This is a genomic window from Campylobacter sp. 2014D-0258, assembly GCF_008000495.1.
Taxonomy (GTDB): domain Bacteria; phylum Campylobacterota; class Campylobacteria; order Campylobacterales; family Campylobacteraceae; genus Campylobacter_D; species Campylobacter_D jejuni.
The window spans coordinates 70,326-83,981 of the sequence record NZ_VOAR01000030.1 but is presented as its reverse complement, the minus strand read 5'-3'; the positions used below and the strand labels follow the sequence as shown (position 1 = coordinate 83,981).

18 protein-coding genes and 2 pseudogenes are annotated in these 13,656 nt (G+C 27.5%); 9 read left to right on the top strand and 11 right to left on the bottom strand.

All coding sequences use genetic code 11. The features are described 5' to 3' along the window. The 3 genes and pseudogenes from SR62_RS09090 to SR62_RS09080 all read left to right on the top strand — a co-directional run. A pseudogene (locus SR62_RS09090) lies at window positions 1-137 on the top strand (methyl-accepting chemotaxis protein); the annotation flags it as partial. An 80-nt stretch (window positions 138-217) separates the two neighbouring features. Next, window positions 218-937 (top strand): class I SAM-dependent methyltransferase, encoded by a 720-nt coding sequence (locus tag SR62_RS09085; protein ID WP_002857630.1) that lies wholly within the window; start codon window positions 218-220, stop codon window positions 935-937. A gap of 55 nt (window positions 938-992) precedes the next feature. Then, window positions 993-1,207, top strand: a pseudogene (locus tag SR62_RS09080) (hypothetical protein). Between the two features lie 31 nt (window positions 1,208-1,238). Here the strand turns inward: SR62_RS09080 and pyrC are convergent. From pyrC to eptC, 4 genes are read right to left on the bottom strand one after another with little or no spacing between them, the layout of a single operon-like run. Beyond that, on the bottom strand, window positions 1,239-2,246 hold the full coding sequence (pyrC, locus tag SR62_RS09075; RefSeq protein WP_002852008.1) for a dihydroorotase: 1,008 nt from the start codon (window positions 2,244-2,246) through the stop codon (window positions 1,239-1,241). Beyond that, a complete protein-coding gene (locus SR62_RS09070; protein WP_002851854.1) occupies window positions 2,236-2,481 on the bottom strand; it encodes a replication/maintenance protein RepL in 246 nt (81 codons plus the stop codon). The genes pyrC and SR62_RS09070 overlap by 11 nt, the downstream gene beginning before the upstream one ends. Further along, complete coding sequence (locus SR62_RS09065; protein WP_002851707.1) at window positions 2,478-2,834, bottom strand: diacylglycerol kinase; 357 nt, start codon at window positions 2,832-2,834, stop codon at window positions 2,478-2,480. The genes SR62_RS09070 and SR62_RS09065 overlap by 4 nt, the downstream gene beginning before the upstream one ends. After that, window positions 2,831-4,369, bottom strand: coding sequence for a lipid A/FlgG phosphoethanolamine transferase EptC (eptC, locus tag SR62_RS09060; RefSeq protein ID WP_085782125.1), 1,539 nt, complete (start codon window positions 4,367-4,369; stop codon window positions 2,831-2,833). The genes SR62_RS09065 and eptC overlap by 4 nt, the downstream gene beginning before the upstream one ends. A 117-nt stretch (window positions 4,370-4,486) precedes the next feature. Here eptC and SR62_RS09055 point away from each other — a divergent pair, with 117 nt between their 5' ends. After that, window positions 4,487-5,245, top strand: coding sequence for an exodeoxyribonuclease III (locus SR62_RS09055; protein WP_002851821.1), 759 nt, complete (start codon window positions 4,487-4,489; stop codon window positions 5,243-5,245). Between the two features lie 18 nt (window positions 5,246-5,263). Here SR62_RS09055 and SR62_RS09050 read toward each other — a convergent pair whose 3' ends face one another. Genes SR62_RS09050 through moaC form a run of 3 tightly spaced genes read right to left on the bottom strand, consistent with a single transcriptional unit; the run spans window position 5,264 to window position 7,128 of the window. Then, on the bottom strand, window positions 5,264-6,424 hold the full coding sequence (locus SR62_RS09050; protein ID WP_010891847.1) for a hypothetical protein: 1,161 nt from the start codon (window positions 6,422-6,424) through the stop codon (window positions 5,264-5,266). Next, window positions 6,414-6,677 carry a DUF493 family protein gene (locus SR62_RS09045; protein ID WP_002852023.1) on the bottom strand — a complete coding sequence of 88 codons (264 nt, stop codon included), beginning with the start codon at window positions 6,675-6,677 and terminating at the stop codon, window positions 6,414-6,416. Before SR62_RS09045 ends, SR62_RS09050 begins: the two co-directional genes overlap by 11 nt. Then, window positions 6,655-7,128: a cyclic pyranopterin monophosphate synthase MoaC gene (gene moaC, locus SR62_RS09040; protein WP_002851725.1), complete on the bottom strand. Its 474-nt coding sequence runs from the start codon at window positions 7,126-7,128 to the stop codon at window positions 6,655-6,657. Before moaC ends, SR62_RS09045 begins: the two co-directional genes overlap by 23 nt. Window positions 7,129-7,220: 92 nt before the next feature. Between moaC and SR62_RS09035 the strand changes: the two genes are divergently transcribed. Both SR62_RS09035 and SR62_RS09030 read left to right on the top strand, forming a co-directional pair. After that, window positions 7,221-7,376 (top strand): highly acidic protein, encoded by a 156-nt coding sequence (locus SR62_RS09035; protein ID WP_002851965.1) that lies wholly within the window; start codon window positions 7,221-7,223, stop codon window positions 7,374-7,376. A 2-nt stretch (window positions 7,377-7,378) separates the two neighbouring features. Then, complete coding sequence (locus SR62_RS09030; RefSeq protein WP_002851616.1) at window positions 7,379-8,689, top strand: MFS transporter; 1,311 nt, start codon at window positions 7,379-7,381, stop codon at window positions 8,687-8,689. On the opposite strand, the gene cheQ is transcribed toward SR62_RS09030, so the two are convergent. Together cheQ and cheP are read right to left on the bottom strand one after the other, a co-directional pair. Then, window positions 8,658-9,137: a cheVAW transcriptional regulator CheQ gene (cheQ, locus tag SR62_RS09025; RefSeq protein ID WP_002851877.1), complete on the bottom strand. Its 480-nt coding sequence runs from the start codon at window positions 9,135-9,137 to the stop codon at window positions 8,658-8,660. The two genes, SR62_RS09030 and cheQ, sit on opposite strands and share 32 nt — an antisense overlap. A gap of 27 nt (window positions 9,138-9,164) precedes the next feature. Further along, window positions 9,165-10,022, bottom strand: a complete 858-nt coding sequence (cheP, locus tag SR62_RS09020) for a cheVAW transcriptional regulator CheP (RefSeq protein WP_002851703.1) — start codon at window positions 10,020-10,022, stop codon at window positions 9,165-9,167. Between the two features lie 481 nt (window positions 10,023-10,503). On the opposite strand from cheP, the gene SR62_RS09230 reads away from it, so the two are divergent. Both SR62_RS09230 and SR62_RS09225 read left to right on the top strand, forming a co-directional pair. Further along, window positions 10,504-11,058, top strand: a complete 555-nt coding sequence (locus tag SR62_RS09230) for an FIST N-terminal domain-containing protein (RefSeq protein ID WP_002851848.1) — start codon at window positions 10,504-10,506, stop codon at window positions 11,056-11,058. Window positions 11,059-11,369: 311 nt separating this feature from the next. Then, entirely contained in the window at window positions 11,370-11,570 is a 201-nt protein-coding gene (locus tag SR62_RS09225) for a hypothetical protein (RefSeq protein ID WP_002892691.1), read from the top strand. A gap of 56 nt (window positions 11,571-11,626) precedes the next feature. On the opposite strand, the gene rplT is transcribed toward SR62_RS09225, so the two are convergent. Beyond that, window positions 11,627-11,980 carry a 50S ribosomal protein L20 gene (gene rplT, locus SR62_RS09010; RefSeq protein WP_002851731.1) on the bottom strand — a complete coding sequence of 118 codons (354 nt, stop codon included), beginning with the start codon at window positions 11,978-11,980 and terminating at the stop codon, window positions 11,627-11,629. Between the two features lie 93 nt (window positions 11,981-12,073). Beyond that, a complete protein-coding gene (gene rpmI, locus SR62_RS09005; RefSeq protein ID WP_002777995.1) occupies window positions 12,074-12,265 on the bottom strand; it encodes a 50S ribosomal protein L35 in 192 nt (63 codons plus the stop codon). Window positions 12,266-12,423: 158 nt separating this feature from the next. Here rpmI and SR62_RS09000 point away from each other — a divergent pair, with 158 nt between their 5' ends. Next, the gene (locus SR62_RS09000) at window positions 12,424-13,590 is read left to right on the top strand and encodes a hypothetical protein (RefSeq protein WP_002860616.1); all 1,167 of its coding nucleotides are present in this window, start codon (window positions 12,424-12,426) and stop codon (window positions 13,588-13,590) included. Window positions 13,591-13,656 lie beyond the last annotated feature (66 nt).

Below are 13,656 nucleotides of genomic sequence, written 5' to 3'. Positions count from 1 at the left end.
TCAATGATAGCGTAGCTCAAATTGATCAAACTACTAAAGATAATGTTGAAATTGCTAATGAATCAGCTATTATTTCTAGTACAGTAAGTGATATAGCTAATAATATCTTAGAAGATGTTAAGAAGAAAAGGTTTTAATTAGTCATTCGAGCCCAAAAAAAGGGCTTGAATTTTAAAAATTTATGCTATGATTTTATATATTTTATCAAGGAAAATATATGAATTTATGGGATAAAAAGGCCAAAACTTACGCAAGATATCAAAACACTTTAAACACCATACAAAAGCAAACTTTTGAATATTTACAAAATTTAAATATTTCTTTTCAAAATAAAAGCATTATAGATATAGGATGTGGAACTGGGGTTTGGACTTTACACTTAGCTAAAGAAGCTAAAGAAATTTTAGCCCTAGATAGTGCAAATACTATGCTTGAAATTTTACAAGAAGATGCTAAAAAACTAAATCTTAACAATATAAAATGCGAAAATTTGAGCTTTGAAACTTGGATGCAAAACAATCCTAATGTTAAATTTGATCTTGCATTTTTAAGTATGTCTCCTGCTTTACAAAATGAAAAAGATTATACAAATTTCTTAAATCTAGCCAAAATAAAAATTTATCTTGGTTGGGCTGATTATAGAAAAAGTGATTTTTTAGATCCGATTTTTAAATATTTTAATACTGAATTTAAAGGTTTTTATAAAAAAGATTTAGAAAATTATTTACTAGAAAAAAATATATTTTTTCATAAGATTGTTTTTGATGAAACACGCAAAGTCCAAAGAACAAAAGAAGAGGCTATAGAAAATGCTCTATGGCATTTAAGCATGAACAAAATCACAACTTCTAAAGAAGCTGTAAGTTCTTTTGTTGAAAATGATATTATTGAAACTATAGAATCTAAAATAAAACTTTTAATTATAAATAACTTATAAAAATATTAAGCTGATATTTATTACAATTTCACTCATTATTTCAAAGGAGTTTTTAGTGGTTAAAAATTTAATCATCAAATTTGGACGCTTGATTCTTGATGCAATTGCAGCGATAAGTTTTGTTGTAGCTTTGCTTTATTCTCTTTTTATGATGTTTAGCATTGGATTTTTAGCTGGTTTATTATCGCTGATAGTCAGTTTTATTGCTTTATTTTTAAGTTTTTTTGTAATCTATCTTGTTATAGATATCAGAGATGCTCTTGTAAATAAAGCTTAAATTTTCCATCTTTAAGGTGGGAAATCAATGTTTTAATTGAAATTTTAAAATTTCTCCAGCCATATAAGGCACGACTTGATTGTATTTATCTTCATAAACATTTGGTACTTGCCATTCTTTTTCTTCTAAAGTTAAAATTTTATCTTCTTTAAATTTTAAATCATAAATTTTACAAGTATTATCGCTTAAAAATTTTTGCAAATTTTCTTCTGAGCTATTTTGCTTAAATAATTCAGCTAAAACAGGTAAAATCACTGGGGCACTAAATACACCTGCGGCACAACCGCAACACTCTTTAGTATCTTTTGGATGAGGCGCACTATCACTTCCAAACATAACTTTTTCATAACCACTAAAAGCAAGTTCGCAAAGGGCTTCTTTATCTTCGTAACGCTTGGCTATAGGCTTACAAAAAAGATGAGGATTCATTTTACCTCCGATAACATCATCTAAAGTGATGATTAAATGATGTAAAGTGATTGTCGCGTATAAATTTTCATAATCTTTTAAAAGTTCACATAAAGTTTTAGTGGTAATATGCTCCATAACAATCTTAAGTCGTGGAAAATGTTTGGCTAATTTTTCATAAATTTTAGCAAAATTACTTTCCCTGTCCATTACAAAATCATTGGTTTCACCATGCACTAGCAAAGGAATATTTAAATCACTCATAGCCTCTAAAGTAGGTTTTAAATACTCTATATCAAAACTTGAAACTCCACCATTTGAATTTGTTGTAATTCCTGCTGGATAAAGCTTAATGCCAAAAATTTCATCTTTAGCACTGTAAAGAAATTTCTCATCATAATTTTTAAAAAAAAGTGTCATTAAAGGAGTGAAATTTTCATCTTTACAAGCCTTAAGGATACGCATTTTATAAGCTTTTAGATCTTCTAAATTGCAAAGCGGAGGGATTAAATTTGGCATAATCACAGCTGCACAAAAATCTCTTGCACTCAAAGGTGCAATAAGTTCTAACATTTGGTTATCTCTTAAATGCAAATGCATATCTAAAGGATTTTTAAGTTTCATTTTTATCTCCTATATTTAGCTGATAAAATCCATTTTTAAGACGCTTAAAAAGTTTTTTTTCTTCTAAAAACTTAAAAGTAGCGATGATGGTAGGTTTACTTTGATGTAATTTTTCTTCAAGATCACTGATTTTAATCATAATAAAACCATTTTCATCGGCATTTTCACATAAAAATTTTAACAATTCAAAACGCTTTTTTCCTAAAATTTCTCGTATTAAATTTTCAAATTTCATAAGTAAATATTATATAAAATAAAGCCCCAAACAAAAAGAGCTAAAAGCACACTAAAAAACACTGCCGCACTCGCACAATCTTTAGCGATTTTTGCCTTTTCATGCCATTCGTTTGTAATCAAATCAACACAAGCTTCAATAGCCGAATTTAAAGCTTCTACAATTAAGATAAGTATTAAGACACTTATCAATAACAAATGCTCCAAAAAACTAATTTTTAAGAAAAAACTAAAAACTATCGCGGGGATAATAATGCAAAGTTCAATTCTAAACGCCATTTCATTTTTAAATAAAGCAAAAAGCCCTTCTAAAGCATATCTTGCGTTATTTAAAAAATGATATTTAGGCTTCATGGATTTGCCTTAAGTTTAGGATTTAATAAATCATATTCTGGTTCATAAACACTTGTTTTTACATCAAAATATCCTAAAAGAGTACTAAAAAGATTATCTTGAGAAAGTTTTAAACCTTTATACTCTTTAGCTAAATTCATTAAATTTTTATCATTGCTCCAAAAAATAGCAGGAATATGAGTTTGATAACTTGGTGCTATAGCATAAGGCATACCATGAAGATAAATACCATTTTCACCCAAACTTTCACCATGATCTGAAAGATAAAACAAAGAACTTTCATAGCTTTTTTGCTCTTTTAATAGTTTTATAATCTCACTTAAAAGATAGTCTGTATAAAGCAAAGTATTATCATAAGTGTTGATTAAAGCCTCGCTATCACATTTTGAAAGTTCATTAGTATCACAAGTTGGAGTAAATTTTTTAAATTCGCTTGGATAGCGTTTATAATAAGTTGGCCCATGAGAACCTTGCAAATGAAGAACTATTATATTTTGATCACTTAAATGATTTAATTTTTCTTTAAAAGGAGCGAGTAAATTTTCATCCAAATCACTAGAAAGCTTTTGCTTATAAGCTAATCTATCACAAACCCCTTTACAACCACCAGAATTATTATCAAACCATACAGCATCTACACCTGTTTTATAAAGCACATCCATCGCATTTTCTTGAAACTCTGAACTTGAATAATTTTCACGCTTAGAAATAGAAAACATACAAGGCAAACTTACCGCTGTTGCTGTTCCACATGATGAAAAATTATCAAAAAAGACTACATTATCTTTTTTGGTATAAAAATTGGTATCATTTTTAGTATATCCACCCAAAGAGTAATTTGCCGCTCTAGCGGTTTCACCCACCACCAAAACCAAAAGTTTTTTAGTGTGATTGTTTTCTCTATAAGCATCATTAGCTATAGTTTTAAATTCTGGCTTAGCTTTTACAAAACGAACATAATAGCGATATACGGCATAAATTTGATAAAAAGGAGTATTATACATTCTTATTTCATTATAGTTTCTAAAAAAAGGCAAGAAAGTTTTACTTAAAGGGATTAAAACTGCACAAACAACAATCAAACCTGATATTATATTGATAATTTTAATTTTTATATGGGATTTAAAACTACCATAATAATCAATTTTTACTTTAACAACACAAAAAACCAATAATAAAGCCAAAACAACAAATAAGATCAATTTTAAATTTAACAAATCTTTTACTTCTTTAATGTCTGTTTGAACAACATTTTGCATCATATCAGAATCTATAAGCACCCCATAAAAACTAATAAAGTAAACACTTAAAAAAGATGATATTATAAATAATATAGAAAAAAATTTAGTAAAAAACTTTATAAAAAGCAAAGAGCAAATCACGTGAACAAGTGCAAAATAGGCCACAATAAAAACAAAAGTTATAAGCCAGTTTTGTGTATTTTTTTCATACACAAAATAAAATAAATTAAAATTCAACAATACAATCATCAAAGAATTAAAAAAAGTAAACTGAAACCAAGTTAATCTAAGCATATAAATCCCACCTTCAAATTTAAGCTTTTAATTTTATTGAATTTTTTTAAATGGATTGTAGTTTTAAATCTTTTTATGTTATGATTTACACTTTTAATGAAAATTTTAAGGAAAATAATGAAACTACTTTCATGGAATGTCAATGGCTTAAGAGCTATTTGTGATAAAAATGCACTTGATTGGATAGCACAAGAACAAATTGATTTTATAGGTTTTCAAGAAATCAAAGCACATGAAGATAAATTTCCTAAAAAAATTTATGAATATCCTTTTAAACACATGTATTTTAATTCTGCTAAAAGAGCGGGGTATTCTGGGGTAATGAGTCTTTGTAATTTTAATAGCGAAGTAAAAAAATGCGAATTTTTTGATGATGAAGAAGGTAGGGTTTTAGAACACCGCTTTAAAAATATTGCACTTTTTAATATCTATTTTCCAAATGGTCAAAAAGATGAAGAGCGTTTAAATTTTAAGATGCAATTTTATGCAGATTTTTTAGTGTATTTGGATAAGCTTTTAAAGGATGGATTTGAAATTATCATTTGCGGTGATGTCAATACCGCTCATAAAGAAATCGATCTTACTCATCCAAAAGCCAATGCCAACACTTCAGGTTTTTTACCTATAGAAAGAGCTTGGATTGATGATTTGCTAAAGCTTGGTTTTATAGATACTTTTAGAGAAATTAATGGCGAAATCAAAGAAAAATACTCGTGGTGGAGCTATAGAATGAAAGCAAGAGAAAGAAATGTAGGCTGGAGGATTGATTATTTTTTCATTTCAAAGGGTTTAAAAGATAAACTTAAAAACGCTTTCATAAGAGATGATATTTTTGGCTCTGATCACGCACCTGTAGGTATAGAAATAGATATTTAATATCCCAAAAATGGGATATTATTTTTTAACGAATTTTTTTGCTTTTTCCCAAAGTCTTACACCGAGCTTTTTAGCTTTTTTGGAATTTAAATCTTTGTATTTTTCACTAGCAATTTTTTCTAATTCAAAAATTTCTTGTTTAAAACGATTTAATTTTCTTTGAGTAAGTTTGTTAAAATCATTAATCTTTGGATTTTTCTTAATATCATTTAAAACTAATATTAGTTGCTCTCTGCTTTCACCTGCAAGACGTCTAAATTTAGCAAAAAGATTATCAAGTTCATGTTCTAGCAAATTCTCAACTATACTCTTACAAGGATCATTTTGTAATTGAATCTCTTTTTTTAAAAGAGCAATAAAATCATCTTCTATACCTATTAGTTCTTTGCTTTTTAAACTAACATCTTCTTCAAAATTTGCATAAGTTAATGAAGCTTTAAATTTTTCCATTGCCAAAACAATACCATCCCTTGTGCCTTTAATCACGCCTAAACAAAGATCTTTTGCATAAGCCATAGATTCATTAGCTATTTCAAAAGCGGTATTTAAAATAATACTTGAAATTTTTAAAATTCTTTCTTTTTCAAAATGAGCTTCACAAATGGCATTATATACGAGATTTTTAGCTATTTCACTACTTGTAAGTTCTATATCTTCAGCCTTTTCTAATGTAGTTAAAAAAGCACTTTCAGCGGTTTCTTTTAAAATTCCAAGCATTTCTATATCAAATAAAATAGCATCATTTAAACCACCACTAAATTCATCACAAAAAGAACATTCTTGTAAAATATTCTCGAATTCAAAAAAATTATCGCTGATTTGATTTTTAATCAAATTCTTTTGATTTTCAATCTGTTTGTTTAATAATTCAGCTTCGCTAATATACTCATAAAGTGAATTTTGAGCATCTACAATACTCGCCTTAACCAAAGCTTTGATAACCTTTGTAACATTTTCATCATCAAAAAAATCAAGTTTTTTCAAAATAGTTAAAAATTCAACCAAAAGAGAATTTAAAACTTTTTTTGTTTCATGAGGATTATGTGAAATTTGCTTATACGCAAGATTAAAACTCAAGTCTTCAAGTAAATCACTTGCTTCATCTTTACCGAGATTTGATAAAGAATTTTCAAAAATAATTAAAGTATTTTTCATTTTTCCTTCTTTCTTAAAGTACAAATTTTGCTTTAGCTTTTAATTTATCAAATATATCCAAACGATCTTTTTTGCTATCAACATAAACATTTAACAAATAACTTTGATATTTTCCACTCGCACTTGAATTCGAATGTTTAAATTTATATTCTCTTTGACCTAAAATTTCTTCAAAAATTTCACTTGCCTTAACATGCACCTCAAAAATCACCTTATAATCCCAAAAAGTAGGATAATTGATCTGAGGTTCTTTTTTAAGATCGCACAAATTTACCACTTTTACCTCCTTCTTTGCTTTCAAGCACTATATCCGTAATTCTCATTGATTTATCTATAGCCTTGATCATATCATATATAGTTAAAAGTCCTATACTAACTCCACTTAAAGCTTCCATTTCAACACCTGTTTTACCTTCACACTTAACTGTTACAATAAGCTTAAATGCACATTCTTTAACAAATTCCACAATATTAGTTTCAACTTTAGAAAGCATCAAAGGATGGCACATAGGAATAATTTCACTTGTTTTTTTAACCCCCATTATAGCCGCAACAATAGCTGTTTGAAGAACAGGACCTTTTTTTGCGGTATTGTTTTTAATTACATCAAAAGCTTCTTGACTCATATATATTATACCACTAGCTGTGGCTATTCTTAAAGTAATATTTTTATCGCTTACATCTACCATTTTAGGATGATTTTTTTCATCTAAATGACTTAATTTCATAAATTCACCTTTTAAAAAATTATAAAAATTATAGCAAAACCAAACAAATTTAAGATAAAATAAGCTTTGTATTTTTATTTAAGGAGAAAACAATGGCTTATGAAGATGAAGAAGATTTAAATTACGATGATTATGAAAACGAAGATGAAGAATATCCACAAAATCACCATAAAAATTATAATTACGATGATGATGATTATGAATACGATGATGATAACAATGATGATGATTTTTATGAGATGGATTAAGAATGAGCAAAACCCTTAACCAAAAAGATATAAAAGTTTTAGGACTTTCATCATTAGGTGGAACTTTAGAATTTTATGATTTTATTATTTTTGTATTTTTTGCAAATTATATTTCAACAAACTTTTTTCCAAAAGATTTAAGTAGTTTTTGGCAAATGTTTAATACTTATGGAATATTTGCAGCTGGATATTTAGCACGTCCTTTAGGGGGTGTGATACTGGCACATTTTGGAGATAAATTTGGACGCAAAAGAATGTTTATGATTAGTATTTTGTTAATGGTTATTCCAACTTTTACTCTAGCTTTTATTCCAAATTATGAAAGTATAGGTTTTCTTTGTATTGTGCTTTTAGTTTTTATACGCATTTGTCAAGGTATAGCTATAGGCGGGGAACTCCCTGGAGCTTGGGTTTTTGTATACGAACACGCACCACAAGGTCAAAAAAGAACTTATTTGGGAATTTTAACCGCTTCGGTTGTAGGTGGAATTTTATTAGGTAGTTTGGTTTTTTTAATTATGAATAAAATTTATACCCAAGAAGAACTTCATGAATGGGCTTGGAGAATTCCATTCTTTTTAGGTGGAATTTTTGGGATTATTTCTGCTTATTTGAGAAAATTTTTAAGAGAAACTCCTGTTTTTGAACAAATGAAAAAAGACAAGGCTTTAGAAAAATTTCCTTTAAAAGAAGTGTTTAAAAAAGCTAAAATGGGAATTGTTCTTTCTATGATGATTACTTGGGTTTTGACAGGTTGTATTGTTGTAATGATTTTGCTTATGCCTAGTTATATGGCAAAAATACTTCAAATTAATACTTCTATACAAACCTATCTTCAAATAGGTGGAATTTTGCTTATTTGCCTAGGGTGTATTATAAGTGGAATTTTAGCGGATAAAATAGGCGTTATTAAATCTTGTGTATTTTTTAGTGTTTTTTTTGGAATTGCAAGCTTGCTTTATTTTAATACTTTATATAGACAAAATGCTGATTTTAACCTAGTAGCTTGCTTATATTTACTTGTATGTTTTTTTAGCGGAGTGATGAATTTTTGCCCTTTAATAATGAGTGAAGTATTTGATGCAAAAATTAAATTTTCAGGACTTTCTTTTTCATATAATATTGCTTATGCTATAGCTGGAGGTTTAACTCCGCAACTTGCTTTTTTCTTGCATAGTTTTGCCTTAAATAATTTAAGTAATTTTTGGCGTTTTTCTTTGGGACTTTATGTTTTCTTTTTGGCTATTATAGCTTTGCTATGTGCATTTATTTTTTCTTATCTTAATAATACCCAACGCACATACTCTCAGTGATTTTAATACGCTTTTCAAAAGGAGCTGGGCTAAAAAAATGGCATTTTTCTATATAAATATGCTGATGATAATTTAGCCCTAAAAAATCATAAAATTTTTTTAAATTAACAAATTTAATCCCACAAATTTCCTTAAGCTCTAAAAGTTTATAAATAGAAGAATTATTTTTTTCCACTAAATGAGAGGGAGCTAATCCAGTAAAAGAACAAAAAGCACTTGCCAATACAAAACCATTTAAACCACTACATTGCCTTAAAGCTTGCTGATGTTTTTCTAAAATGCAATTTCTATGCAAAAATATAATTCTTGTTCCTTGATATCTACCTATTTCTGCATTTTTCCAAAATTTATAAGCATTTTTTGAAATTCCAGCAAAACGATGAAATTCAGCGTTTAAAATATAGTGATCTAAAAATTCATTAGGAGGTAAGATTAAACTTTTCATCACTACAATTTAGAGCCTTAAAAAGGCTCTTTAATCTTCTTTGTTTAAATTTTCCTTAGCTTTGTTAGGAAGCTTAGATAAAAGATTGTTTAAATCAAAATTAATTCCTTGAGTTTTTGCCTCTTTAAGTAAAGCAACTGCAGCTTTTGCGTTAAATGGAGAAGAACCATCATGCGGAGCAAAAAGATGATCTGTTATTGCTAAAGCATAAGCGGATTTTTTCACTTTTTCGCGAGCAGCATGAGGAGTGCGAACAAAACATATACTTTCAATCAAAACATCATCAAAATTCCAACGATGTAACAAAAATCCCAAGAAAGAAATATGATCTACGCCTAAAAATTCATTCTCCGCTAAAGCAAGATTTTCATTTTTATTTAAAAAAGCTAAAAAATCCTTATCCTTATGATTTTGTATAAGAAAATTTGAAAAAATAACAATACCAAGCCTTAAAAGCATTGCACAAGGAACTAAAAGATGAGAAAGTTTTTTATCTTCATCATTAAGCCAATTTGCGATAAAAGTTGCCTCTTCATTGCACGTTTTTAAAAAATTTTGAGTATTTAAACCATAAGGTGAAACGTCTATTTTAAAATTATCTCTAATGGAGTCAGCCATAACTATATTGATGATATTACCAACGCCTAATAAAGTAATCACTTGATTTATGGTTGTAATTTCCCTTGTAAAACCATAATAAGGAGAATTTGCTAATTGCAAAAGCTTAGCCGTCATCAACGGATCACTTGAAATGATTTCAGCAACTTTCATGGTTTCTATATTTGAATTAGCCTCGCTCACATATTTTCTTAACTTACTTACAGTATCGGGTAAAGGTGGCAATACTTCAACGCTTTTTAATAAAAGCTCATTCATATCTCCAATCATATTTAATTTATCCTTAATTAATATTATTATAATTTGCAATTATATCTAAATTTTAATTTACTTATTGCATTTTTTATGACTTAAGGTATAATAAAAATTACAAATAAATGTCGAATTTATGGTGTCTTGATTTAGTTAACTAGTAATTAAAAAATAGTTTTAATGGAGTAAAATTGATGTTTTTTTAATTTTAAAAATAAAAGCTCAACAAAAAAAGAAGAAGTAAAAAAGTTTTAGAAGCTCTATATCTTCAATAAAATGAACTTGAAGAAAAATTAAAAAAAATAAACATCAAGCCAAAATTAATTATAGGCTTTGTGTCAATCAACTTAATCTAGCGATCATAGGAAATAAGATTCAAAATTCTATAAATGAGCAATGTGATATCATCTTAAGCAGTGCTACTGATTTATTATGCAACCTTGATTCTAACTCAAACATTGAAAACAGTCCTTATAAACAAAATATCCAAGGAATAAGCTTGATACTTTTTAGTGAAGATATGATAGAAAATCTTTGCACAAATAAAATCAAGCTTTTTAGTGATATAAAAGATTATACAGAAAGAAAAAAACTGATAGAAAAAGAAGTTTTATTTATAAATATACCTTTTGAAGCACACTGCATAAATACTTTGTATTATTTAATTTATGATGGTTTAAGTCAAAGCGAAAGTTCTCTTTTAGAACTTTTGTACAAACACAACCCCTATCCTTGTGCTTTAGTAGGGGGTGGGTCTAGCGGAAACATGGACTTTAGCGGAGCATTTATATTTTATAATGGAGAAATATTAAAAAATCAAGCTTTAAGCATACATGTTCAATTTAAACCTAAATACCGTTTTAATTTAATGAAGTCTCAAAATTTTAATCCTCAAAGCAATATCACCTTTACCATACTTGATGTAAGCTTATATGATAAAACCGTACGCGAATTGATTAATAAAAAACCTTTCCGGTTGAAGCTTTATGTAATTATTTTAACTGCACTTTTGAAGAACTTAAAAATAAAATGCAAGAATATACTTTTGCTTTAAAAATTGGAGAAGACTGTCTTATTTCCCCTATGGAAATCAACTCAAATAAAACATTATTTAGTTATTGTGATATAGAAAGCGCTCAGGAATTAAGCTTGGCTTAAAAAAACAAATTTTATTGAAGCTATAAAAAAGATTATGAAAAATTTTCTCTTAATGAACCAAAACCACTAGGAGCAATTTTTAACGATTGTATCTTAAGAAGACTTCACAACAAAGAACATTTAAATCAAATCCATTTTAATGATTTTCCTATAGTTGGTTTTTCTAGTTTTGGAGAAATTTATGGAGCGGGAATTGCAAAAAGTTTAGTGGCAATATTTTTTTATGAAGTTGAAAATTTTAATGATTTCAAACTTAGATATTTAAAAACTTTCATACAAAAATACAGTGATTTTAAATACTATTATCTTAATATAAAAGGTCAAAAACTAGAAATGACAAATGAGATTAATAAAATAATCTTAAATCAACTCAAATGTTATGAAGATGTTCTAGTTAAATTAAATTAATACTAAAAAATTAAGAATTTCAAGAATCAAAAATCTTGAAATTCTTACACTAAAAATTAAAGTGCTTTTTTTGCGGCCTCTGCAATTTTTGCAAAAGCAGCAGCATCATTCATAGCTAAATCTGCTAGAATTTTTCTATCAAGTTCAATACCTGCTTTTTTAAGACCATTGATAAATCTTGAATAACTTAAATCATTGAGTCTGCAAGCAGCATTGATACGCACAATCCAAAGACGGCGGAAGTCTCTTTTTTTACGGCGTCTATCACGATAAGCATAGACTAGACTTCTTTCTAATTGTTCTTTTGCTTTTCTAAAATGTTTGCGTCGTCCACTATAAAAACCACGCGCTAATTTTAAAACTTTTTTATGTCTGCGGCGTCTAACAACACCTGTTTTTACTCTTGCCATTTTTATTTCCTTTCATAAAGTGGCGTCCAAATTTGGAGCTTGCCCTTGAAATTTTATCTCAGAGGGGAGTTTGAATGACTTTTAGTCAAAAACTTAAATTCCTAGCATTTTTTCAACAGCTTTTACATTTGTGCTATGCACATATTTAGCTGTGCGAAGATCACGCATTCTTTTTGCAGGTTTTTTAGTCAAAATATGACTTCTAAAAGCTGAGCCTCTTTTGATTTTATTTTTACCTACTTTGAAGCGTTTAACTGCGCTTTTAACGCTTTTCATCTTTGGCATACGCTTTCCTTTATTTAGATAAATTTTTATTTTCAAACTTTAAAAGAAAAGATAAATACTATCAAATTTTTTCTAATTTTTGACTGAATTTAATTTTTAAAAAACTTGGCACACATTTTGCTTATAAAAAAATCAGCAATATTTTGGAAAGATTTAAAATGACTATAAATTCGGCAAATCCATATCAAAATTTAACCTTATCTAATCCTTTGCAGAATAGCTCTGCTCTAAATTTGATTAAAGATAGCAAAGCCTTAGATCAAAAAGGAAATGAAAATAGCTTAGAACAATTAAGTTATATTTTTAATAATATCACTTATGCTAGTGAATTTGGATTTAGAATCAATGAAGAAGGTTTTTTTGATAAAGATTTAAATAAAATTGCAAATATACCAGAATCTTATGATATCAACATTAAAAGCGTTAGAAGCATAGCGAAAGAACTCGCAAAACAAGATGAAAATTTAAACTACAATAAAATTGATCTACCTTATCTTTTAAATAGCTATCATAGTTCATTAAAATCTATAAATTCAGAATTTTTACAAGATGATAATGCTTATTTAAGTCGCGATCTTATTTCAAAACTATCATCAGGTTTTTCAACAGATAATGGAGAATTTTTAGGCCAAATTTCAAGAATTTACAACAATCAAGAAGAAATTGATTTGGCATTAAGTAATATCACAAATTTAAATACTTTAATGTTAGATAATAAAATAACTAATTTTCACTTTGATAAAGCCATAGAAAACACTTCTTCTAATGAAATTTTAAAACCTTATTTAACTAAAAATGCAGAAGTATCAAAATCTGGTCTTTTAATGAATTTTATCTACCATGATATAAAAACTCAAAACGAAAAAGAATTTAACTTTTTTATGAAACCTGCCACTTTAGAACTAAGCTCTCATCAAAATTTACAAAAAATTCTCAAGGGCGAAACAGATATAGAAGATTACATCAAAAAAGAAAATGAAAAAAAGATGAGTTTTGATCTTTATCTTTATGTGAATGGCGTAGATAAAAAAACAAGTACTCAAGATAAACTATCTGTATTTTTTCAACAATATATTAACTACCAAAAAGATATGGATTTAAGAGAATTTGCAAATTCAAGTTCAATATTTCAAATTTATATCGATCAAAATCGCAATGATTTTGATGCTCTTAAAAAACAATATCAAAACCAAAGTCAAGATACGCAAAGATTAGAAGAAGCAAATCAACTACGTTCTAGCTCTATAGAAAATTTTTTAGATCGTCGTCAAAAACAAGCAAATATAAATAAAATTTTAAACTCTTATATGTCTGTGATGGTTTAAAATAATTTTTTAAAAAATATATAAATTATAAATACTTTAATAATAATAATTTTTATATAATTAATT

Coding starts and splice junctions, on each gene's coding strand:
- SR62_RS09030 (WP_002851616.1), top strand. CDS start 7,379: ATGAGCAAAACCCTTAACCAAAAAGATATAAAAGTTTTAGGACTTTCA.
- pyrC (WP_002852008.1), bottom strand. CDS start 2,246: ATGAAACTTAAAAATCCTTTAGATATGCATTTGCATTTAAGAGATAAC.
- moaC (WP_002851725.1), bottom strand. CDS start 7,128: ATGAAATTAAGTCATTTAGATGAAAAAAATCATCCTAAAATGGTAGAT.
- eptC (WP_085782125.1), bottom strand. CDS start 4,369: ATGCTTAGATTAACTTGGTTTCAGTTTACTTTTTTTAATTCTTTGATG.
- rplT (WP_002851731.1), bottom strand. CDS start 11,980: ATGGCAAGAGTAAAAACAGGTGTTGTTAGACGCCGCAGACATAAAAAA.
- SR62_RS09055 (WP_002851821.1), top strand. CDS start 4,487: ATGAAACTACTTTCATGGAATGTCAATGGCTTAAGAGCTATTTGTGAT.
- SR62_RS09070 (WP_002851854.1), bottom strand. CDS start 2,481: ATGAAATTTGAAAATTTAATACGAGAAATTTTAGGAAAAAAGCGTTTT.
- SR62_RS09065 (WP_002851707.1), bottom strand. CDS start 2,834: ATGAAGCCTAAATATCATTTTTTAAATAACGCAAGATATGCTTTAGAA.
- SR62_RS09000 (WP_002860616.1), top strand. CDS start 12,424: ATGACTATAAATTCGGCAAATCCATATCAAAATTTAACCTTATCTAAT.
- SR62_RS09085 (WP_002857630.1), top strand. CDS start 218: ATGAATTTATGGGATAAAAAGGCCAAAACTTACGCAAGATATCAAAAC.
- cheP (WP_002851703.1), bottom strand. CDS start 10,022: ATGATTGGAGATATGAATGAGCTTTTATTAAAAAGCGTTGAAGTATTG.
- SR62_RS09035 (WP_002851965.1), top strand. CDS start 7,221: ATGGCTTATGAAGATGAAGAAGATTTAAATTACGATGATTATGAAAAC.
- rpmI (WP_002777995.1), bottom strand. CDS start 12,265: ATGCCAAAGATGAAAAGCGTTAAAAGCGCAGTTAAACGCTTCAAAGTA.